Source organism: Sorangium sp. So ce367, assembly GCF_051520455.1.
Lineage (GTDB): Bacteria > Myxococcota_A > Polyangia > Polyangiales > Polyangiaceae > Sorangium > Sorangium cellulosum_B.
Window position 1 is genome coordinate 2069436 of sequence record NZ_CP150334.1, and the last position, 22154, is coordinate 2091589.

General features: G+C 69.3%; 14 protein-coding genes. 6 read left to right on the plus strand and 8 right to left on the minus strand.

Features of this window, described 5'->3' with window-relative positions:
• Positions 1–78: 78 nt before the first annotated feature.
• Together WME97_RS07975 and WME97_RS07980 are read right to left on the minus strand one after the other, a co-directional pair.
• Positions 79–3603, minus strand: a complete 3525-nt coding sequence (locus WME97_RS07975) for a hypothetical protein (protein ID WP_437550829.1) — start codon at positions 3601–3603, stop codon at positions 79–81.
• A gap of 585 nt (positions 3604–4188) precedes the next feature.
• Complete coding sequence (locus WME97_RS07980; RefSeq protein WP_437550830.1) at positions 4189–8148, minus strand: protein kinase domain-containing protein; 3960 nt, start codon at positions 8146–8148, stop codon at positions 4189–4191.
• 735 nt (positions 8149–8883) lie between these two features.
• Here WME97_RS07980 and WME97_RS07985 point away from each other — a divergent pair.
• Entirely contained in the window at positions 8884–9384 is a 501-nt protein-coding gene (locus tag WME97_RS07985; RefSeq protein WP_437550832.1) for a transposase, read from the plus strand.
• A 158-nt stretch (positions 9385–9542) separates the two neighbouring features.
• Here WME97_RS07985 and WME97_RS07990 read toward each other — a convergent pair whose 3' ends face one another.
• The 4 genes from WME97_RS07990 to WME97_RS08005 form a co-directional block, all read right to left on the minus strand.
• A complete protein-coding gene (locus tag WME97_RS07990) occupies positions 9543–10643 on the minus strand; it encodes a poly(ethylene terephthalate) hydrolase family protein (RefSeq protein ID WP_437550834.1) in 1101 nt (366 codons plus the stop codon).
• A gap of 117 nt (positions 10644–10760) precedes the next feature.
• The gene (locus WME97_RS07995) at positions 10761–11012 is read right to left on the minus strand and encodes a hypothetical protein (RefSeq protein WP_437550836.1); all 252 of its coding nucleotides are present in this window, start codon (positions 11010–11012) and stop codon (positions 10761–10763) included.
• A 654-nt stretch (positions 11013–11666) separates the two neighbouring features.
• Positions 11667–12251 (minus strand): hypothetical protein, encoded by a 585-nt coding sequence (locus WME97_RS08000; protein WP_437550838.1) that lies wholly within the window; start codon positions 12249–12251, stop codon positions 11667–11669.
• A 250-nt stretch (positions 12252–12501) separates the two neighbouring features.
• Positions 12502–13083 carry an NADPH-dependent FMN reductase gene (locus tag WME97_RS08005; RefSeq protein WP_437550840.1) on the minus strand — a complete coding sequence of 194 codons (582 nt, stop codon included), beginning with the start codon at positions 13081–13083 and terminating at the stop codon, positions 12502–12504.
• Positions 13084–13451: 368 nt separating this feature from the next.
• Between WME97_RS08005 and WME97_RS08010 the strand changes: the two genes are divergently transcribed.
• The 5 genes from WME97_RS08010 to WME97_RS08030 all read left to right on the plus strand — a co-directional run bounded on the left by WME97_RS08010 (position 13452) and on the right by WME97_RS08030 (position 19286).
• Positions 13452–14957: a trypsin-like peptidase domain-containing protein gene (locus WME97_RS08010; RefSeq protein WP_437550842.1), complete on the plus strand. Its 1506-nt coding sequence runs from the start codon at positions 13452–13454 to the stop codon at positions 14955–14957.
• A gap of 300 nt (positions 14958–15257) precedes the next feature.
• Positions 15258–15995 (plus strand): hypothetical protein, encoded by a 738-nt coding sequence (locus WME97_RS08015; protein WP_437550844.1) that lies wholly within the window; start codon positions 15258–15260, stop codon positions 15993–15995.
• Between the two features lie 180 nt (positions 15996–16175).
• A complete protein-coding gene (locus WME97_RS08020; protein ID WP_437550846.1) occupies positions 16176–16769 on the plus strand; it encodes an HdeD family acid-resistance protein in 594 nt (197 codons plus the stop codon).
• Between the two features lie 97 nt (positions 16770–16866).
• Positions 16867–17208, plus strand: a complete 342-nt coding sequence (locus WME97_RS08025) for an SCP2 sterol-binding domain-containing protein (protein ID WP_437550848.1) — start codon at positions 16867–16869, stop codon at positions 17206–17208.
• A gap of 23 nt (positions 17209–17231) precedes the next feature.
• Positions 17232–19286 (plus strand): amylo-alpha-1,6-glucosidase, encoded by a 2055-nt coding sequence (locus tag WME97_RS08030; RefSeq protein WP_437550850.1) that lies wholly within the window; start codon positions 17232–17234, stop codon positions 19284–19286.
• A gap of 53 nt (positions 19287–19339) precedes the next feature.
• On the opposite strand, the gene WME97_RS08035 is transcribed toward WME97_RS08030, so the two are convergent.
• Together WME97_RS08035 and WME97_RS08040 are read right to left on the minus strand one after the other, a co-directional pair.
• Positions 19340–20335 (minus strand): C-terminal binding protein, encoded by a 996-nt coding sequence (locus WME97_RS08035; protein WP_437550852.1) that lies wholly within the window; start codon positions 20333–20335, stop codon positions 19340–19342.
• Positions 20336–20361: 26 nt separating this feature from the next.
• On the minus strand, positions 20362–22137 hold the full coding sequence (locus tag WME97_RS08040) for an IlvD/Edd family dehydratase (protein WP_437550854.1): 1776 nt from the start codon (positions 22135–22137) through the stop codon (positions 20362–20364).
• Between the last annotated feature and the right edge of the window lie 17 nt (positions 22138–22154).

Here is a 22154-nt window from a genome sequence, read left to right on the forward strand (position 1 = left end):
AACCGTCACATCGGCCCTGACTGTAGCCATAAAATCGCTCCGTTCCGCTTGGATACCACTGGACTCCGGTGTTCACTCCTAGACGCGCTTGAGCTCGAATCCAGTCACTCTCTTGTAGGTGATCTTCGTGGTCAACTTCTGGTTGGCGCCGATGCTGCCCCGGACCTCGACGCGGGGGTTCAGCACCACCTCCCCGCTCGCCCCCACCTTCGCCACCAGTTCGTTGAGCTCCGCCTGCACACCGGCCTTGATCTGAGCCTCGTACGCGGCCGCGACCTGGCCATCGGCCGTCAGCTGGAACTCGTTGTCCACCTGATCGTCCAAGATCGTGGGCGTGCACCGGAGGTTCAGGAAGCTGTCCGTGGGTTTGACCTCGTATTCTCCGATGAGGGTGAACGGCATCGGTCGCGGTAGGAGCGTCCCCCCGAGCTGCACCTTCAAGGAGCCGAGCACCGGTACGGACACCGGCACCTCGCTCGGGGCGAACATGGCGGGCAGCGCGGTGATCTTAGCTTGCATGGTCACCATCCACAGGCCGCTCGGGAGCGTGACCACCTTGCTCCTCGGCTGTCTGTCCTTGAACGGGATCTCAAAGCCGAATTGCTCCCTGAGCTTGGCATTGCCCTCTTGCCCGGCCATGACCAGATCGCAGGTGTAGGTGCCGTCGACCGCCACGTTCGAGCCGGGCCAGACGGGGCTCACGATGATTTGACGCTTCTTCGCGCCGGTCGGCTTCGGGCGTGGGGCCGGGGGCTGCGGTGGCGTGGGGGGACACGTGCCTAGCACCTGGTCCACGCGGGTCGGCGCCGGCGCCGCCGGCGTCTCCGCGGCCGGGGCGGCCCCGCCCGCGTCGCCAGCTGCCGGGAGCGCGGGCCTGGGCGAGCGACCGTCCATCTCGCTCGCGGCGTTCAACGCGGCGCCGAGGTTGGAGACGTTCGAGCTCGTGGGGCTGTTCTTCCTGTCCGCCTGCGCCTGCGCCTGCGCGAGCGCCGGCGCCATCGCCTCGACGAATCTGAACGCCGAGTCCATGTTGGTACCTGCCTGTTCGGCCGCGTCGCTCGCGCCCTGGCTCGAGGCGGCCACCGCCGCCTGCGCCAGCGTCATGAGGGAGGCGAGGCCGCTCATGTCGCGGAACATGTTGCCGTTCGCGACGGCCGAGAGGGCCGCGCCGAGCCCCTGGGGATTGGGCAGCGGCGTGGGGTTGACGATGTTGACGAGCGGCTGGCTGAGCTGACCGGGCTTGTCGGTGTCGGGCTGGGCCCGCGACGCGATCTGGACGGGCGCGATCTCGGGAGCCTGGACCGGGATCGGCGAGTCCTGCCAGTTCCAGAACCGGGTGATGTCGAGCTTCTCCGCGCAGTTGAACCGCCCGAGCACGGCCTCGGCGAACACGCCCCCGCTGGGCAGCGGCACGATGTCCTCGGTCACCTTCAGCGTGTCGATCCCGTGGTCTTCGAGCCACTGCTTCCATTGGCCGTCGGTCGCCTTGTCGGCGTGCATCCGGAACACGAGGAAGTTCCCTGTCGCCGCCACGGGCGTCGAGTCCACGAGCTGGAGGATCGGCTTGCCTTCGTAGGTGTACGGCGCGAGCAGGACCGTGATCGCGGCCGTGTCGAGCGAGCGCCAGATCTGCTGGCTGTAGTAGACGGCGTTGTCCTGCAGGTGCTTCTGCACGTCGGCGCGTGACGCGGTCCGGGCGATATCAAAGACGGCCACCTCGTGCACGCCGGCAGGGATACGTACGGTCGCCGAGATGGCGCCGACGGCAGAGAGATCCGTGGACGGGAGCACGAACCACAAAGTCACGACGACCGTCACCTCACGCGCGTCGTGCTCCGACTTCTTTCTCACCCGGACGGTCCGGACGTCATGCATGTCCAGGTTGATCTCCGCTCCATAGCCGCCGCCGCGAGTGAAAATCACCTCCTCGATAGGATGGGCGACCGTCTCGCCGGTAGCTTTCTCCACGACAATGGCGTCGATGGGGGGGGCGCCGTCCGCAGGATTGCGGACGGTGACGTAGCTCAGCGGCAATGAGACACTGTTGCCCTCCACCGTCACGTGACGAGGAAAAGTCAGGAAGCGCTGCGAGGCGTCCATGATCGTCAGGTTGAGGGCGCGCTCCGTGCTCTGGATCGTGGACAGGGTCCACTGCGACCCGGAGGCCCCCGCCGGGAACGAGATCATGATCTTGTCCGGAGCGGCGTACTGCAGCGTGGTGATTTCGGGGATCAGCGCGGCCGCGGCGATGGTGTACCGAAACCGCTCGATGAGCTGCGGGTCCGAGAAGTCTATCAGCTTCAGGGGCACGAACAGGCACTTCTGCACCTCCCTCAGCTGCACCGCCACGCGGTAGATCTGCACTACCTCGTAGTAGTTGATCGACAGCGCGTGCATGTGATTGTAATTCGTGACGGTCCTGGTCGTGGCCTTCTCGCTCTCCGTCTGCGTGACCTCGCGCACGAGCGACGCGCGGCGGTTGCGCGCAGAGCTCGCGGCCTGATGGGTCGTGTCCACGATGTGCTGCGCCATCGACGCGCTGAGCTCCCGGCGTCCCTGGGAGCTGGAGAAGCTCGTCGCGCTCGTCGTATTGCTCGCCCTGCCTTGCGAGTACCCCCCGCCGATGCCGCCGATGATCCCCTGGGCGGCCCCCGCGACGGCGCCTCCCGCGCTCCAGCCGCTCTGCTCCGATGTGCTGTTGGCGTTCAGCTTCGAGAACCCTGACTGGGACTCGCTCGCGACGGCGCTGGTGACCTCGCCGATCGCCCGGTTGTGCGTCATGGTGTTCGCCAGGGCCTCCGATTCGGAGATCGACTCGGTGACGCCCGATCGCGTCTGGCGGGTCCAGTCGAGGATGGTGATCTTCGTGCTCTCCCCCGGCGCGAGCGCCACGCTGTGCAGGAGATGTCCGAGCGCGACCCCCTTCGTGTACCAGGATTGCGCGTAGGTCAGGAGCGCGCCCAAGGCCGGCTTCGTGAAGCCGGCGCTCCCCGTGACGGCGGACAGGATGTCGAGCTGCCCCTGCTCCTCCAGCGACTTGAGGCCCCGGTCTTCCCCGACGGTGTCGATGACTATCGTGGTATAGAAGACGCGATCCGTCGGGTACTCGCCCGTCTTCGGGATGAGATCGTCTGGCGCGGAGGGATCGAAGCCGGGCACGCCCTCGGGGTTGTAAACGGCGTCGAAGATCGCCCGCGCCGCCCGGTACGGCGGCCAGAGCGAGAGATCCCGGACGGTCACGACATCCAGCGCCTGGGAGAGCGTCGGGCCGTTCTCTTCGTCGATACCGGACAGGACCTGGATCGGCGCGGCCTCGAGGGAATCCCAGTCGGTGAGGTCGACGTTCCGGTCCACGACGTCCGCGGGCACGCGGTCGTACTGCCCGAACACGCTCGTCCCTGTCTCGCTGGCCCGGACAAGCTTGCACGCGTTGGAGAAGACGCTGGAGAGCGCGAGGTCGAAGACAGCGTGGATGCCCAGGGACTCCAGCGCTGTCGCTGCTCCGGCGCTGGCGCCGAGGAGCGCCTCGACGGGCAGCGAGAGGATCTCCTTCGGCTCGCGGTTCGCGTACGTGCTCTTTACATGCTCCTTGACGCCGTTCATCTGTGTTCCTCTCTGCAAGAATGGTTGTCGCACCCAAGCGATGCTTCGTGAGCGGCACATGAGCATGCGTTGTGCCACCGGCCCGGCAGGGCTGTTCTTCAGCCGAGCGCGGGGGATGGACTGCGCCGGCTGGTGCGGGCGCCGCTGATGGCCCGGCGCTGGGCAGGACTGGCTGACCTAGCGCAGCGCGCTGGCGCGGAAGGGGTGGCCGATGCACGAGCAACACGCGAGGCGCAGGGAAACCGTCACGCCGTGCGCCGGCTCATCTCCTGCGGCGCGCGATCGGCTGAGAAGGCCATGCCCCCGCAGTTGCGGCCCGCGCCGCGGCGCTGCGTCCACGCGCCGCTGGGCTGTCCGCTGCAGCGGACACAGTCCGCCGCGCCGGATTCTCGTTCAGCGGACCTGCCGAGGTCCGTGGCTCCCCCCGAGATTCTTGGCAGAAGCGACGAGCCCTCGCGTGCGCTGCCCCCTCTCGGACCTGGTCCGCCTGTTGCTCTTGAGACGTCGCGACCCACGCCGATATGGGTCGCGTTCGCCTTCGCTCCGTGATCTCGGGGCTGCCCGATCGTCGAGCGACGCGGCGCTCTAGGTCTCGACCCACCGTCCCGCGAGCGCCAGCGTCCGGCGGTTCTCGGGCACGTTCTCGAGGAAGCTCGCCCGGTCTCCCGCGTTCGTGATCTTGTCTGCGTTCGCGAGGACACATCGCCTCGCCTCCGCGATGGCCGCGCGCGCTGCGTCTCGCTCGCCCGCGGCGTCCAGGCACTCGGCGTGGACGAGGCGCAGGAAGGCGGCCCGGAAGAAGAGGCTGCAGCCGCCCATGGCCCGGTATTTCGCGAGCCCCTCCTCGGCGGCGGCCGCGCCCTCGCCCGCCCGTCCCTGCGCGAGGCGCACCGCCGCGAGCGTTGCCAGGACGCCGGGCACCTCGAGCGGGCACGCCATGCTCAGCATCGAGAGCGCGGCCTGGGCCTCGGCGTCGGCCGCGGCGAGCTCCCCCGCGCGGCGGAGGACCTCGGCCAGCGCCCAGCGACCCCGGCCCTCGTCCTGCGGGAGGCGCTTTGCTTGACCCGACGCGACGAGGCCTGCCGCCCAGGCGCGCGCCTCGCCGAGCGCGCCGCGATCCGCGAGGAGCCACGCGAGGACGAACGGACGCATTGACGAGATGCTGCCCAGCTCCTCATCGCGCAGGCCCAGGAGGTCGCGCTCGGCGCGCTCCGTGGCCCCGATGAGCCACCGGTTCATGGCCGCGATCGCGCTGAACACCGTGTAGTATTTCCCGTGGCCGATCGCCTTGGCGATCGCCATCGCCTCCTTCGTGTGAACGAGCGCGGCCGCCGGGTCCTCCCGCGCGCAGGCCCACCGCAGGGCGCGGATGGCGTGCCAGCTGCAGACGACCACGGGCTCGCGATCACCGAGCGCGTCCCGGAACGTCGTCAGCCGCTCGAGCAGGACGTCGGCCTCCTTGAGCAGGCCGAGGAGATCGAGCGTATGCACCCCGATGCTGATGGCGAGCATGAACGGGTCCGCGGCCTCGGGCGAGGGCTCGATATCGTGGAGGAGGCCGATCATGCTCATGAACTCGTCGAGCCGACCCTCCAGGAGCGCGCCGTAGATCACGAGGTTCAGGCCGTGGACCCACGGCACGCTCCCTGGGGGCGCCATCCGCATGAGCTCTCTCGCCACGGGCAGCGTGGCGGTCACGGAGGCCATCTGCCATACGATCGACTGACAAAGCGCTCCCATGAGACGGACCCGCAGGTCGTCCGGCACATGCGCCGCGAGCCCTCGCCGCGCGTACGCGACCGCGGCCGCCGACTCGGCCGCGTAATGGGCCACGAGCGCTGCGCGATGGTAATGGCGCGCGGCCCGCTCCTCGTCGCCCCCCTTCTCGAAATGCTCCGCCAGGAGCGGCGCGTCCTGCTCTCCGTGGGCTTCCAGCCACTCTCCCGCGAGCCTGTGGCCGAGCGACCGGTCCGCGTCCGTCAGCATCGCATAGGCCCCCTCGCGCACGAGCGCGTGGCGGAACGTGTACTCGTGCTCGTCGGAGAAGCGGCTGTCCGTGCGCCTCACGATGATCTCCTGCTCCGCGAGCGCCTCGAGCCGGCCGTCGACGCACGAGGTCCCCGGCGCGCCGCCGCAGAGCGCCCCGACGGCCCCCGACCAGAACGTCTCGCCGAAGACGCTCGCGGCCCGCAGGGCGCGCCGGTCCTCGTCACCCAGCGCGCCGAGGCGCGACTGCACCATGGCGACCACCGTCTCGGGCAGGCCCTCACCGATTCCCTCGGCCGTCGCGCGGATGAGCTCCTCCAGGTAGAACGCGTTGCCCTCCGAGAGCCGTACGATCCGCTCGATCGTCGGCGGCCCCGCGCGGCCGCCGAGCACGTGCGTCGCGAGGCGCTCGGCGGCCTTCGCCGGCAGCTCCCGCAGGCGGATCTCCTGGAACCGTCGGCCCGACCAGAGCTCCGGGAGCCGGTCGTTGACCTCGGGGCGGGCCAGGGCGAGCACGAAGAGCGGCCTGTCTCTCATCTCGCGCAGGGCCACGTCGAGGATCCGCGCCGTGGCGCTGTCGCCCCAGTGCAGGTCCTCGAGCAAGATCAAGAGCGGGCGCGCCGCGCACTCGGCCGAGATGAAATCGAGGAACGCCGCGCGCACCTGCTCGCTCATGACCTGGGCGTCCCGGCGCGCGGTCCTGAGCGGCGGGCTGCGGTCGTCCGGGAAGGGCGCATCGATGAGCTCGCCCAGGAACTCCGTCACACGCGCGCGGTCGCCCTCGCTGAGACGCGCGGCCACGTGCGCCGCGAGCCTGTCCTGCCGCGTCGAGAGCGGCTCTCCGCCGCGGATGCCGCACGCGCTCTGGATGAGCCCCGCGAGCATGCCGAACGCCGACCCGGCCCGAAGCGGCTCGCCCCGCGCGATCCATACGGACGTGGGCTCGCCGCGCGCGCGTACGCTCTCGAGGCATTCCCGCCCGAGCCGCGACTTGCCCACGCCGGGCGGCGCCGTGACCAGCACGGCCCGCGCCTCGCCGCCCTCGACAGAGTCGCGGAAGAGCGCCTCGATGATGCGGAGCTCCCGCTCTCTGCCCACGAACGGCGTCGGGCCCCCGAGCAGCGTCCGCGCATCGGTCACGTCGCGCTCGCCGATGAGCGTGAGCACGCCGCCCTCGTCGCGAACGTCGAAGCGCGCGTCGAGCAGCCCGACGGTGGCCCCGTCCAGCGCGATCCACGCCCGTGGCCGCTCCTCCGCGGCCGACCTCGCCTGGCCGAGGAGCCGCGCGGCCCTGTCGATCGCGGGCCCCACGGGCGAGCGCGTGGAGCCCTGCCCCTGGCCAATCGCGAGCGCGATGCGCCGGCCCGGCGCGCGCACGCCCAGGCTGAGCGCGCAGCGCGCCGCCTGCGCGGCCAGATCCGTCGCCACCAGCGCGGTCGACAGGAGCACAGCCGCCGTCCCGTCGAGCAGCCGCTCGAGCGTGCCGCCGTGCGCCGCCGCCTCCCCCTCGATCACCGCGTCCGCGATCTGAGCCATCCCCCTGGCCTCGAAGGGGGAGCCGATCAGGATCACCGCCACGGCCCGCTGCTCGCTGTCCGTGAGCGCGGGCAGCGGGGGCAACGCGGGCGCTCGCGCGGCCACCATCGTCGCCGCGAGCGGGTCCGGCGCCTCCTCCGTGTTCCGGGGCCCGGCGTCCGGATCCCGCGCCTCGGCGCCGCGGAGCCCGGCGTCCGGTGCCTTCACAGCGCCGAGCGCCCGCAGCATGCCGGCGGCCGAGAGCCCGTCTCGCGGCCGCTCGCCCGGGTGCTTCGCGAGCATGCGGGAGAGCAGCGCGTCGAGCGGCGGCGGCGCGCCGGGCATTCGGTCGCAGAGGCGCGGCGTATCCTCGAACAGGATCTTCGTGAGGACGGCCTCCACGGAGGCCGCCCCGAACGGGGGATGGCCCGTCAAGCACTCGAAGAGCACGCAGCCGAGCGCGAACACGTCAGCGCGCGCGTCCACCTCCCTGGCACCCCGGGCCTGCTCGGGCGCCATGTACGCGACCGTCCCGAGCAGCGTCCCCGTGGCGGTGATGGGCGTCATCGCCTTGACGCGGACGAGCCCGAAATCGACGATTTTGACGCGATCGATGCGGCCCCCGACGAGGAAAATGTTGCTCGGCTTGAGATCGCGGTGGACGACGCCATTGGCGTGCAGCGCGCCGAGCGCTTCGGCGACGGACGCGGCGAGCGCCACGCCGTCCTCCGCGCTGAGCCGGCCTCGCGCGAGCCTCGACGCGAGGTCCTCGCCCTCGATCCATTCCACGACGAGGTAGGGCTCGCCCGAAGGCAGGACCCCTTCGGCCACGTGGCGCACGACGAGCGGGTGGTCGAGCCTCGCGAGGACCCGCGCCTCGCGGGTGAACCGTGCGACACCGCTGTCCCGGTGCTCCTGCAGGACCTTGATCGCGACGGGTTGCCCCGTGCTCCGGTCCAGGCCGCGGTAGACCTCGCCCATTCCTCCGCGGCCGGCGAGCTGCTCGACGACAAAGCGATCCTCGAGGCAAGAGCCGAGATGCATGACGAAGGCGCCCTCTGGCGATGCGGAAGCAGGACCTTGCTGCCGAGCAGACAGCGGCGGCGGTTCGCTGTCAAGGAGCAGGCCCTCCGGGGCGAGCGACGCAGGCATTGCCGCTCGCGGACGCCGGCGTTGCCGCTTGCCTGGACGACCTTGCTGCACCTCACGGGACGCTCGGCCGCCATTGCTGCTACCAGCGGCGCGGCCGGGCGACCCGCTCCGCAACTCGGTCTGCGCCGCTGCCACGGCTCCTGTGGATCAAGCGGCACTCCGCGATGCTGAGAAGGACGTCGTTCGGCATGACTCCTCAGCCTCTCACCACAGATTTCAGGGGAGCCCGTCTCACGGACATTGGCGCAGAGGGCCTGCGCTTCTGAAAGAGAGGGTATCGCAAGGACGTCGCCGGCGCGACCCCGCCGGTGCGCTGATCCTGAGCCGCTGCTCAGGGCAGATTGGCGGAAGAGACCTTCCAGGTCCTGTCGGTGCAGAAGCGGCAGCTCGCGCCGACGAGCATGCCCTTGCCGGTGGCCGATTCGTCGCCCTTGAGCCACCAGTTGAGCCACGCCAGGTTGACCTGAGTGAACTCGCCGCCGTTGCGAGCCCACAGACCTTCCCATCATTGTCGCCTGCGCGGTCACGCCCGCGAATCGGCCCGAAGAAGAGGGAGCCTCGCCGATCGCCAAGGACATTCAGCGTCAGCGGCTGCGCATCGTCGAACTCCACATCGATCGCGCCTACGTGAACAGTCCCGTCGTTGATGACGTGCTCCGCGCGAAGGGTCGGGTGTTCTCGAAGCCTTGGGGGCAGCGGGCTCGCAGCCCCGACTTGTTCAGCAAGCGCGACTTCAAGATTGACCTGCGTACCAAGACGATTACGTGTCCGGCAGGGCAGGTCGAAGTGTTCGAACCGGGCGACACGGTCGAGTTCGATCCTGAGGAGTGCGGCGCGTGCCCTCTCCGAGCCAAATGCACTCAAGCCGCGTCGGGACGAGGCCGAACCGTGTCCATCGCCGAGGACGAGGCGCTGCAGCGCAAGTTCCGGAAGCTGCAGCAGACCGGGCCAGGACGCGCCGTGCTCCGGCAGCGCACGGCTGTGGAGCATGCGCTCGCCCATATCGCGGCGCGGAAAGGACACAGCGCGCGCTACATCGGCGCCAGGAGAAACCTATTCGACCTCCGGCGCGCAGCCGCCATCCAGAATCTCGAGGCCGCCCAGCGGCTCATCCAGGAGGCGGCATAACCTATCGAAACTAGACGATCTTCAACATGTTTGTCGTCCTAGGTTGCGACATCCTCGAAGAACAGGGCGCGCCAGACGCAGCCAGCCGGGCTCATGTCACGAGCCCGTCCTGAAACGTGATGCTGCCGAGCACGAAGGTCTGCTCGGTGTACCGCCTGTCACTCGTTCCAGTTCTTCCACTCGTTCCAATTCTTGGACTGAGTCTGCCACACGCCCTTGTTGTTGTAGTCGCCACCGTCTTTGAGGAACGCGTCCTTGCGGGAGTTCTCCCCGCCGAGGTGCCAACGCATCCAAGCAACGTTCGCTCCGGCGCCGTCCCAAGGCCCCGAGCCGTGACCACCGCCCTTCATCTTGCCGAGCCAGACTGGCCCCTTGTTGCCGGCGTTGTTGAAGTCACCCTCGGCGTTGGGCGCCTCTTGACCCGTTTCACCGTAGATGATGCCGACAGGGATCTTGAGATTGACGAGGGCGTTGTGCTCGAAGGAGCCGCTGTTGTTGAGCAACGCGGTGGAGACGCGCTTATCGGTTTGAGCAGCCGCTTCCGACGACAGCCCGCCCATCGAGTGCCCGAACACACCAACGCGGTCGAGGATCAAGCGGCCGTACATGGGGCTGTTCTGATCGGCGTCCTGAGCCTCCAGCCAATCGATCGCCGCCGACATGAGCACGGCGTTGCCCGTCGACTCTCGAATACCGACGAGGACGAAGCCGTGCGAGGCCATGCGCGTCAGCAGCTGTAGGTAGTCGCGAGGAGGGGTACCTCCGCCCGGACCCCAAATGGCCACCGGGTGCTTCTTGTTGGGCTCGGTGGTGAGCGTCGTCGGCCTGACGAGAATGTGGCCACCGCCGCTGAACGAGAGGTCCTGAACCGTCGTCTCGAGCGGTCCGTTAGCGTTCACATTGTCACCCGCCAGCACCACTTCGGGCCGATTGACCTGGCCGCCGCCGCCGCCGTCGCCGCCCGAGCCTCCGTTCCCGCCAGACGTCTCCCCGCCGCCGCCGGCAGGCGCTCCTCCGCTCGTGGCCGAGCCGGAGGCGTCAGACCCTCCGGCCGTGCTCTGCGAGCTACTCGAGCCCGAAGGCAGAGGCCCTCCGGTGGTGCTCGCCTGCGCGCCGCCCGAGCCGCTCACGCTCCCTCCAGCGCCCGCAGGGGCTCCGCCGCTCCCCCCAACGTCGCCGTCGTCATTCGAGCCGCCGCAAGCGCCGACGATCATGCCCAGCGCGGCCAAGGTGAAAGCCAAACTCGATCTATTTTTCATAACAACACCGTATTCCCTCGAGCGATCGAAGAAATGGACTCCATTCGCGTCTCTCCGCGGTTCGAGTCGCTGGTAGCCTGGTGTGCCCCCGAGGCGTCGCCCTCGACTCGACCCACGCTATAAATCTTTATCGCAGCCCGGATGCGGCAGCGCCCGGCCCGGCGCCGGCCCGGCGCCGGCCCGGCGCCGGCCCGGCGCCGGCCGGGCGAGGTTGCGAGATGCAATCACGACGCGGGGCGAGCGCAGGGCTGCCTGAGCCGACGGCAGAATACCCAGCTTGAAGTCGAAATGGTCCAGGTTGAACAGCCGATGGGACCGGTTCCCCGCGAACCGCAGGCAAAGGTCGTGCACGCCATCGGCCGGTGTCATGGAACAATTCGATGTTTATCTGACCTTGCGATCCTCCCGCGGTGCTGACGGGGCACGTGTACACGGGTCTTCAGGCGCCCACGGACCCAGGCGGCACGCCGTCGATCGTCGAAGCAAAAGGATGCCCCTCAAGGAGGAAAGTGAACGTTCACATTCCCGATGTCAATTCCAATCGACCGGCCGCGGCTGTGCTCGATGCCGAGGGAGGACGAGGCGGGCGGGCCTCCCTCGAGGCGCCGCGCCGGGTCAGGGCTCGTTCGGAGCGCCGCGTTCGGAGGGCGTGCGGCGCAGCTGGCGCGCGGGGACATCTCGACGGTAGCTCACGGTGGTGATTTCGCTCACAGCAAGTCAGCTGACATGTTAATTTTATTGGATTATTACACGGGCGAGATTCACAGGGCAGATCATGTCCACTCGACTGACCCGGAGGCGGGAGAGGCTAAAATTTCTTGACATCCGCAAAGGCGCTTGGAGTTCCTGCCCGCCGGAGGTCTCGAGGTCGACCGCGCCCGGCCAACGAGGCGACGCGACGAGGCGGAGGCTCTGCTGCCCGCTGCGCGCGGAGCCACGAAGGAGACGCACGTTGCTCGTGCGGGCCTCGATGATCAGCGAAGGGTCGAGGTGCGCTGCCCGCCGATGATCAACATCCCAGGTTCACCATGTGACGCGGTAGGTACAGGAGTCGGCGCCGCGCTTCCGCGACGGGCGGGACTCGTCGAGCACGACATCGACGCGCGGCCTGACCCCGCGCGACGCCGCTCGCCGCGCCGTGCCGAGCAGGACCCCACGATCGAGCTCCGAGGGATAAGGCGTATCGCAGACCACGATGATCTGGTGCTTCTCCGGATGACAGCGATAGTGGCCGATCCCCTCCCGCATGACGCCGGTCGCCGGATCGAACATCACCTCTCCGTCGAGCCTGTGATTCATGTGGTATGCCACGTCGATCATCTGGAGGGCGTCCACCATGGTCGGCGGCATGGCCGGCCACACGGCGTGATCCACGAGCGCCTTCCCGATGGCGAGCAGCGTATGGTCCCCGGTCGCCCGGGCCACGCCCTTCAGCAGGTCGAGGAGCATCTGGAGAGGGTACCACTCGCCCGCGACCAGCTCAGCCGCTCCCAGCGTCGAGAGCACCTTCTTCCCGATGTCTCCGTGCGCCCCGAGAGCTGCGGCGACCGACGCGAAGGCGCTCCCGGAGCCCTCGAGCCCGGGATGTGGAGAAAGGTATTGAGCCATATCCGATGGTGGTTGAGGCGCTCCTTTCGCCGACGACCGACGATATCGAACCTCGCGCGACACCGCAAGACGCCCTGCTCCCGAGAGCCGGAGCCCTGGCTGCCTCGACGGCGAGCCACGCGATGTTCGTGAGCCACAGGCTGGGACTCGTCAGGCCGTCAGTTTCCCAGGTCGTTCGCCCGCTTGTCCGCACGCGCGTTCGCGCTCCTGTCGTCGGCGTGGACGTGGAGGTCGATGTAGGAGGACGACCTCATGCGACCAGGGGCCGGGAGATCTCGCCGGCCTGCTTCGCCTGGACGATGGCCTGAGCGAACCAGAGGTACTCGTCGAGGAACCTGTCGGCCGCCTTCGCGACCTGCTCGCTCCTGAGCTGGAGCGACTCGTCGAAGACGCTCTGGACCTCCGGGACGAGCAGCTTGAGGGGCAGGGGGAATGCTCCGAGGCTCAGGATCACGTGCTGGAGCTGCGTCGAGGCGTTGATGCCCCCGAGCTTCCCCGCGGAGACCGCGACCACGCCGATCGGCTTCTTGTTGAACTCCTCCCAGAAATAATCGAGGGCGTTCTTCAGCACGCCCGAGAAGCTCCCGTGGTATTCCGGCGTCACGAACACGAGCGCGTCCGCCCCGCGGAGGCGCGCGCTCAGCCCCTGAACCGTCGCCTGGAGCTGCGGGGGACGACCCGACCGGTCCTCCAGGATCGGCAACGGCGTCTCCGCCAGATCGATCCGATCGGCCTCGGCGCCCCGCTCCCGGAGCTTCCGCTCCAGGTGATGGGCGATCTTGTGCGACTGTCTCCCGCTCCTCACGCTGCCGGTCAAGATGGCTACCTTCATTGTGGCGCTCCCCAGGAGGACGTTCTCCCGATGCGACGAGGGTAAGCCCGGGATGTCCGCCTGCTGGAGGCGGCGCCAATCCATTGGACAATGGTCAATCCGTCGTCAGGGGCGCGCCCCCGCGGGCGCTCGCGCCCCGGGCCGCGCCGGCTCGATGCAGCGTGTGCATGAGGTCCATGGCGCATATGAATTGGTGCGCGCCTCGCGAGGAAGTAGATCCCCCTCGCTGAGAACGGGAAGAGCGTGCCACTCGGGGGTCCTTGCCTGTCGGGCGTCAGATCCTTGCTCGACGCCGGCCAGGCATCGACACGTCGTCATCGGGCCCGCGCGGTGATCCTCGCTCTGCCTCGAACACTTGGGAGCTTGTCATGAGAGCGAACCACTTCATCATTGCTGCTGGCTTGTTGTCCGTGGGGGCCGCCGCGGGGTGCGCGGCGCCCGCGCCCGCCGGGGAGGAGGCCGCCGGCGAGGCCCGCTCCGAGGTCATCTATGGCCAGGATGACCGCGAGGAGCCCTTCACGTACGCGGATCCCGTCTGGGCCGCGCGGGCGCTCGACTTCACCGTGGCGCTCGTCCCCGCGTCGGCCGTCGACGACTCGGACCCGAACGACATCCAGATCGCCGGGCCCACGTGGGCGGGGCGCGACGGCGTGTGCCTCGACGAGCGCTTCGCGTCCCAGCCGGCGCTCGCCGACTGCAGCGGGACGCTGATCGACGACGACCTGGTGCTCACGGCCGCGCACTGCATCAACAACTGCAATAGCAGCCGCTTCGTCTTCGATTACGCGATGACGCCGTCCGGCCAGCTCGGCCAGATCACGAGCGATGACGTCTACAGCTGCGTGAATTTCGTCAGCTATTACCAGGACCGGCGGGGCGCGGACTACACGGTCGTGCGGCTCGATCGGCCGGTCGTGGGGCGGACGCCCGCCGCGGTGCGCGTGTCGAGCGATCCCCTGGCGATCGGCACGCCGCTCGTCGTGCACGGCTTCCCCCGCGGGTTGCCGCTCAAGCTGGCCGACGGGGCGGCGATCCGGAGCAACGCGCCGAGCCTCGACTTCTTCGTCGGCAACCTGGACACGTTCGTGGGCAACTCCGGGTCCGGGGTGTTCGATCTGAATACGAAGGAGCTCGTGGGCATCCTGGTGCGCGGCGAGCGCGACTTCGTGCAGGACGGCGACTGCGTGCGTCCGTTCACCTGCGCCGACGACGCGTGCCGCGGCGAGGACGTGACCTATGCCTTCCGGGCCATCCAGGCCATGTGCGAGCGCACGGCCTCGGACCTGTGCTCCTGCGGCGACGGCGCCTGCGGCCCGCTCGAGAGCCCGGCGTCGTGCGCGAGCGACTGCTCCTGCGGCGACGGCATCTGCAGCAGCGGCGAGAGCACCACGTCGTGCCCGGCGGACTGCCAGCTGGAGGTGCTGTACGACTCCCACGCGCCGCAGCCGAGCTGGGTGACGCCCGGGATCCAGGTGCGCAACACGGGGAGCGAGAGCGTGTACCTCGCGGGCTCGACCGTGCGGTACTACTTCAGCCAGGAGCCGCCCGGCTCGCTCGAGGCGACGTGCTGGGGTTGCTCGAGCGAGCTCGAGATGAGCTTCCACGAGGTGCCCGGGGGCGGCTGCGCGGGCGCGACGCATTACCTCGACGTGCGCTTGCCGTTCCTCTCGGTCGATCCCTCGTCCACCACCGACCGGTTCAACATCGCGTTCCACGCGTCGAACTGGCAGGCGTTCAACCAGTCGAACGATTACTCCCACGCCGGGGGCAGCTGGAACTGGGCGCCGAACCCGAAGATCACGATGTACCGGCTCGGCTCCAGGGTCTTCGGGGACGAGCCCTGCCCGGGCCTCTTCATCCCGCCCGCCAACTGACCGCCTCGGCCAAGGTTCGCGGCGTTCGAGCTCTGCGAGCGCGAGGTCCTGGCCGAGGGACTCCGGCGCCAGCGGCGGACGCGCGGGGGACCGGGCGGCGAGGATGGGCAGCCGGCCGAGGTGCGGAGGAGGGAACAGGAACACGTCCTCGCCGGTGGCCGCGGCGCTTGACGACGGGGGGCCGGTCTCGATGTTGCGCGCATGGGGCGACCATCCACCGGGCGACGTCCGCAGTTCCCTTCCACCGTGCCGCGACCGGTCCGGGCGCGCGCCGGGCGCACACCGACGGAGCGGACGCCGTTGGCGGTGCGGACCTTCGGCGTCGGCGTCGACGAGGCGACGAGGGCGCACGTGCGCCAGACCCTCGGGGCGAAGCTCGGGCGGTTCGCGCCCGACATCGAGCGGCTCACGGTGCGCTTCACGGATGTGAACGGGCCGCGCGGCGGCGTCGACGTCGCGTGTGACGTGAAGGTCGTCCTGAGCGGGCACCCGAGCGTCGTCTACCAGATGCGAGGTCACGAGCCGCGCGAGACGATCGACAGAGCCGTCCCGGGGATCGTGCGGGCCGTGCAGAGCGCCCTCGAGCGCGCGCCGCGCGCCGCATCACGCGCGGCGGCGCGCAGCCCGAAGCCCACGGCGCGAGCGGCGAAGCGCAGCGCGGCGGCTCCGGCGCGGCCCGGTCATCCATCGCCCGAGGGCAGCTTCATCGGGCGGCGCGTGGGGCGCGGCAAGGAGAACCTCGAGCGCGCGCTGGAGCGGCCCGAGAAGTCGCGGCGTGACGTTCCCGTCGACACGGCCGCTCCGGGGCGGAGCGCGACCGACCGGAAGGCGGGCGGCGGCTCGACGGCGCGGCGCAACACGATGCGGAGGACACGGAAGGCCACGGCGACGCTCGAAGACTCGGCGAAGGACCGCCCGTCTCGCAAGTCGACGCGCAAGAGCGCCAATCGCGCAAAGCAGGGCTCGAAGCTCCAGCGGCGCGCGGTCCGGCAGGCGGCCAGTCCGAGCACCAGGGCCGCGAAGGCCGCCGCCCGCTGATCAGGCGGTGTGCTTTGGGCCGTCCTCGGCCGCGACGCCTCCGGCGAGCGCCAGGCACAATGTTCCCGCCGGCGTACTGGCACGGACGATGCTCGAAGCCGACGCGGTCCCGGCCACCTCGCCCTCGCGCGGCGGGTGACCGACGGGACACGCGTGCTCCACGAATTAGAGAGGTCTCCCATGGTTGCTCCGCTCGGAGAGTCCCCGAGGTCGCTTCGCTTTGCGCAGGTCGACTTTCACACCGTGCGGGAGAACCGCGGTTGGTTCCTCGCGCTCGGCGTGGCCTCGATGGTGCTCGGGGTGCTCGCGTTCGTGATGCCCTTCGTCGCCTCCCGGGTCACCGCCATCGCCCTCGGCTGGTTGATCGTGCTCGCCGGCGTGGCCGAGGGCTGTCACGCCATCCAGAGCCGCGGCTGGGCCGGCTCCGGCTGGGAGCTCGTGAGCGCCCTGGTGCAGGTGGCGTTCGGGCTCCTCCTTGTGGTCGCCCCGATGACCGGCAAGGTCGCGCTGATGGTGATCGCCGCGGCGTACTTCGTCTCCGAGGGCGCGCTCAAGCTCATCCGCGCCTATCAGCACCGCGGGCTGCGGGGCTCGGGATGGCTCGTGTTCGACGGCATCCTGGCGTTTGGGCTCGGGATGCTGATCCTCACGGGCGGCGTCACAACGGCCGTGAGGGTGCTCGGCTTGCTCGTCGGAATCAGCCTCCTGACCGGCGGTATGTCGATGGTCCTGATCGCGCTGGGCGGCGCTCGCGTGCTCCACACGCGACCGTGAAGAGGCGATCTCCGCGCCGTGCAGAAGGGCACACGCCTTGCTCGGGGTCAAGAGCGCGGCGAGCGCGAAGGCCAGGTTGGCAAACCGGACACACTTCATGTCGCAAGCAAGAAAGCTCATCCAGGATCTCGCGGCAGGACGCTACGACGCCCGGCTGCGAGGAACACGGAAGGTGTGCGCCGTGCAGCTCAGCGACGACGAGCGCGTCGTCGTGGAGATCGCCGACGGGTCCTTCGGAATCGCGCCCGAAGGCGCGAGCGAGGACTGCCAGCTCTCGTGCTCGCTCGACGATTTCATGCGGATCTTTCGCGGTGAACAGAACCTGATCACGGCGATCATGCAGGGCCGCGTCGGCGTGCGAGGAGACCTGGGCGTCGCCCAGATGTTTCAGAGCGTCTTCTCCCCGGGAGATCAACAGGCTCCGGAAGCGACGCGCTGAGCCACCGTATTCGGAGGGGGCCCATGGAACGGCAAGTGAGCATTCTGGACGGCGGCACGTTCGTCGTCAGCGATCTGCGCGGCAACATCGAGCACTCCGTCAGCCGGCCGCTCGGCCTCTTTCACCTCGATACGCGCTTTCTCTCCGAGTGGATCCTGACGATCGACGGCGTCGTTCCGGCCGCGCTGTCCACCGACGACGTGCAGTACTTCCAGGCCCAGTTCTTCCTCGTCCCGAGGCCCGCCGCGATGTACGTCGAATCGACGCTCTCGATCGTCCGGAGCCGGTTCGCGGGCGACGGCTTCCACGAGGATCTCCTGCTCATGAACCACGGCAAGCTCCCCGTCGAGCTCGAGGTCCGCATCCAGGCCGGCGCCGATTTCGCCGACCTGTTCGAGGTCAAGGACATGCTCCCGAAGAAAGGGGAGCGCTATCACCGCATCGAGGACAATCGGCTCGTCCTCGGCTATCGACGCGAGCGCTTCGTGCGCGAGACGTGGATCTCCGCCTCGCAGCCCGCGCAGATCGATCCGAGCGGCTTGACCTTCCGGGCGAGCATCGCGCCGCACGGCCGCTGGAGCACGTGCCTCGACGTCGTGGCGGCGATCGACGGCCTCGAGGAGCGGCACACCCGGGTGAAGTACGCCCACGGCGAGAGCCACGCGCGCCCGAACATCGGCATCAGCCTCGAGAGCTGGATCGACCACGCGCCGCGGCTCCTCACCGCGAACGAGACGCTCGCCCGGACGTACGAGCGGAGCCTCATCGACCTGGCCGCGCTGCGCTTCTTCTCCAAGCTGATGCCGGACGCCGCCATTCCGGCCGCCGGCCTGCCGTGGTTCATGGCGGCCTTCGGCCGGGACAGCATCATCACGAGCCTGCAAGCGTTGCCGTTCGTCCCCGAGCTCTCGCGCTCCACGCTCCGCTACCTCGCGCGCCGCCAGGGCAGCCGCCGGGACGACTTCCGCGACGAGGAGCCGGGAAAGATCCTCCACGAGGTTCGCTGGGGCGAGCTGACCGCCTTCGAGGAGCGGCCGCACTCTCCCTACTTCGGCTCTGCCGACGCGACGCCGCTCTTCCTGATCCTGCTGGACGAGTACGAGCGCTGGACCGGCGACGCGGAGCTCGTCCTGTCGATGGAGCACACAGCGCGCGCCGCGCTTCGATGGATCGATGAGTGGGGCGACCGCGACGGGGACGGGTATGTCGAGTACGACACGCGCAACCCCGAGACCGGCCTGGAGAACCAGTGCTGGAAAGACTCGTGGGACTCCATCGTCTTTCATGACGGATCGCTCGCGCGGCGGCCCCTCGCGTGCTGCGAGATCCAGGGCTACGTCTACGACGCGAAGGTGCGCGGCGCCCGGCTCGCGCGCGAGTTCTGGCGGGACCCCGAGCTGGCGGCGCGCCTGGAGCGAGACGCGGCCGAGCTGAAACGTCGGTTCAATCAGGACTTCTGGCTCGACGATCGCGGGTTCTTCGCGCTCGCGCTGGATGGCCAGAAGCGCCGGGTCGACTCGTTGACCTCGAACATCGGCCACCTGCTCTGGAGCGGTATCGTCGAGACCTCCAAGGCCGAACGCGTGGTGGAGCACCTCCTCGGGCCGCATCTGTTCAGCGGCTGGGGGGTGCGCACCATGGCCGACGACGAGGGCGGGTACAACCCCATCGGGTATCACGTGGGCACGGTCTGGCCGCACGAGAACTCGCTGATCGCGCTCGGGCTCCGGCGGTACGGCTTCAGCGTGGAGGCAGGGCGCGTCGCGACGGGCAACCTGGCCGCGGCGCCCTTCTTCCACTACCGCTTGCCGGAGGCGTTCGCCGGGTATCCACGAGAGCTCACCAGTTTCCCTGTCGAGTATCCGACCGCGTGCAGCCCCCAGGCCTGGGCCACCGCGGCTCCCTTGCTCTTCCTGCGCGTGGTGCTCGGGCTGGAGCCGATGGGCAATCGCCTGTTCGTCGATCCGGCGGTCCCCGCCGAGCTCGGGGAGATCCGGCTGCTCGACATCCCGGGGCGCTGGGGCAGGTGCGACGCCTTCGGTCGAGCGCGCCCGGAGTCGGGGCTCAGGGCGGCGTGAGTCGCCATGGCGACGGCCAGCTCGTGGCCGCCGGCGCTGGCGAGGCGGCGGGCTCAAGCGGCCATGAGGTTCACGGGCGACATCGGCTCCTGTCCGGACAGGACGCGAACGACCTCGCTCGCCGCGAATCGTCGGACGAACTCGATCGACTCTTCCGAGTAATAGGCAGCGTGGGGCGAGATGACGACATTCTCGAGCGAGAAGAGCGGGCTCGTCGGCCTCCAGTCCCGGCGCTTCGCCGGCTCCTCGGCGAGGTCGTCGAGCCCGGCCCCCGCGATCCATCCCTCCTCGAGCGCCCGGTACAGAGCGTCGTCGTCGATGATCGGGCCACGGGCGGTGTTGACGAGGATCGCTGTCGGCTTCATGCGCCGGAGCTCGCGTTCCCCGAAGAGACCATGGGTCCCCTGGGTCAACGGCGCCTGGATGACGAGGTAGTCGGAGCGCTCCAGGAGCTCGTCGAAGGACACGGGGTCAGCGCCGGCGGCGCGGATCTCGTCCGCGTCGAGAAAGGGGTCGTGCGCCGTGACGCGCACACCGAAGCTCGCCATCCTCGCGGCGACGTTTCGGGCGATCGCGCCGAACGACAGGAGCCCCAGGGTCGCGCCCCGCATCCGGTGGATCGGCCGGCCATCCTGCCAGGACCAGGATCCGCCGCGCGTGGCACGATCGTATGCGGGCAGCTTGCGGGCGAGCGTGAGCAAGAGCGCCACGGCGTGGTCGGCGACCTCGTCGGCGCACCAGTCGTTTGGCGCGTTGGTGACGCGGATGCCACGGCCAGTCGCTGCCGCGACGTCGACGGTGTCGACCCCGGTGCCGTACCGAGCGATCACCCGGCAGCGCCGGAGCCCCGAGATGGCTCGCCCCTTGACCTCGGCGTACTGCGTGAGCACGCCGACGGCGTCGCGCGCGACGGCCACGACGTCCTCTTCGGTCTTGCACTGCGCGGCGACCAGCTCGAAGCCGGCCGGCTCCACGAGAGAGCGCTCGATGTCGACGTCGCCGAAATCGTAGTCCAGCACGACGACCTTCCCCGTCCGTTCCATGCTCATGGTCCTTACCTCCGTTCCCGTGCCGTTCAGTGTGAGTGGCGAGGCAGCCCGCGAAGCTGAACGAGGTGCTGGTACCGAACGGCCGGCTCGAAGCACGCGCCCGTGGACAGGGGACCGACCGCGTTCCGGTAGATCTCCTGCCATGGCGTCTGGTTCTCGAGCTCCGGCAGCTTCAGGGACCTGCGGCGCTGCTCGATCTCGTCGTCGGAGAGCAACACGTCCACGCGACGCCGGCGCAGATCGACCTGGATGCGATCCCCCGTCCGGATCAGCGCGAGGCCGCCGCCCACCGCGGACTCGGGCGACGCGTTCAGGATCGAGGGGCTGTCCGAGGTGCCGCTCTGGCGGCCATCGCCGAGCGTCGGCAGGGATATCCCCTCTCGAACCAGCGCGTCGGGCGGATCCATGTTCACGACCTCCGCGGAGCCCGGATAGGCGATGGGCCCCGCGTTGCGCATGACGAGGATGCAGCGCTCGTCGATCCCGAGCGACGGATCGTTGATGCGAGCGTGGTAGTCCTCCGGCCCCTCGAAGACGATGGCCCGCGCCACGAAGACATCGGGATTCGCGGGGTCCGACAGGTAGCGGTTGCGGAAGATCTCTCCGATGACGCTGCTCTTCATGACGGCCGAGTCGAAGAGGTTCCCGCTCATGACGAGCAGGCCGGCGGCGCGGAGCAGAGGATCTTCGTACGACCGGATCACGTCGCGGTCGGCGACGGCGGCGCTCGCCACGTTCTCACCCAGGGTTCGTCCGGACACCGTGAGCGCATCCCCGTGGAGGCGGCCTGCGCGGAGCAGCTCGTTCATGACGGCGGGCGCTCCCCCCGCGCGGTAGAAGTCCTCTCCCAGGAAGCGCCCGGCGGGCTGGCAGTCGACGAGCAAGTGGACGTCTTGCCCGACCCGCTGCCAATCGTCGTTCGTCAAGTCGACCCCGACGTGGCGCGCGATGGCGTTCATGTGGATGGGGCAGTTGGTCGACGCGCCGATCGCTGAAGCGACGGCGATCGCGTTCTCGAACGCGGCCTTGGTCATGATCGCGCTCGGCGTCAGGTCCTCGTGCACCATCTCCACGATCCGGCGCCCGGTCGCGTAGGCCATCTGCGCCCGCTCCCGGTAGGGCGCCGGGATCGCCGCGCATCCGGGCAGCGACATCCCGACGGCCTCGGCGAGGACGTTCATCGACAGGGCCGTCCCCATCGTGTTGCAGTGTCCGACGCTGGGCGCCGCCGCGGCGACCATGTCCATGAACTCCGCGTAGTCGATGCTGCCGGCAGCAAGGAGCCGGCGCGCCTCCCAGATGACGAGCCCCGAGCCGGCGAGCCTCCCGCGGTAATATCCGTTCAACATCGGCCCGCCCGAGAGCACGATCGCGGGCAGGTCGACAGTCGCCGCCGCCATCAGGCAGGACGGCGTTGTCTTGTCGCAGCCCGTCGTGAGGACGACGCCGTCGAGCGGGTATCCGTGGAGCACCTCGACCAACCCGAGGTACGCGAGGTTCCGGTCGAGGGCTGCAGTGGGCCTCTTGCCTGTCTCCTGGAGGGGGTGCGCCGGGAATTCCAGCGGGATCCCGCCGGCGTCACGCACGCCCTCCTTGACCCGGACGGCGAGGCTCAGATGATGGCGATTGCATGGCACGAGGTCGCTCCCCGTCTGGGCGATCCCGATGACGGGGCGGCCGGACTGGAGTTCTTCACGGGTCAGCCCGAAGTTCAGGTAGCGCTCGAGGTACAGCGCCGTCATCTCCGGATTGGTCGCGTCGTCCCACCACGCCTGGCTCCTCAGCTTTCGCTTCTGGTTCATCGCTCTCCTTCCCGGTT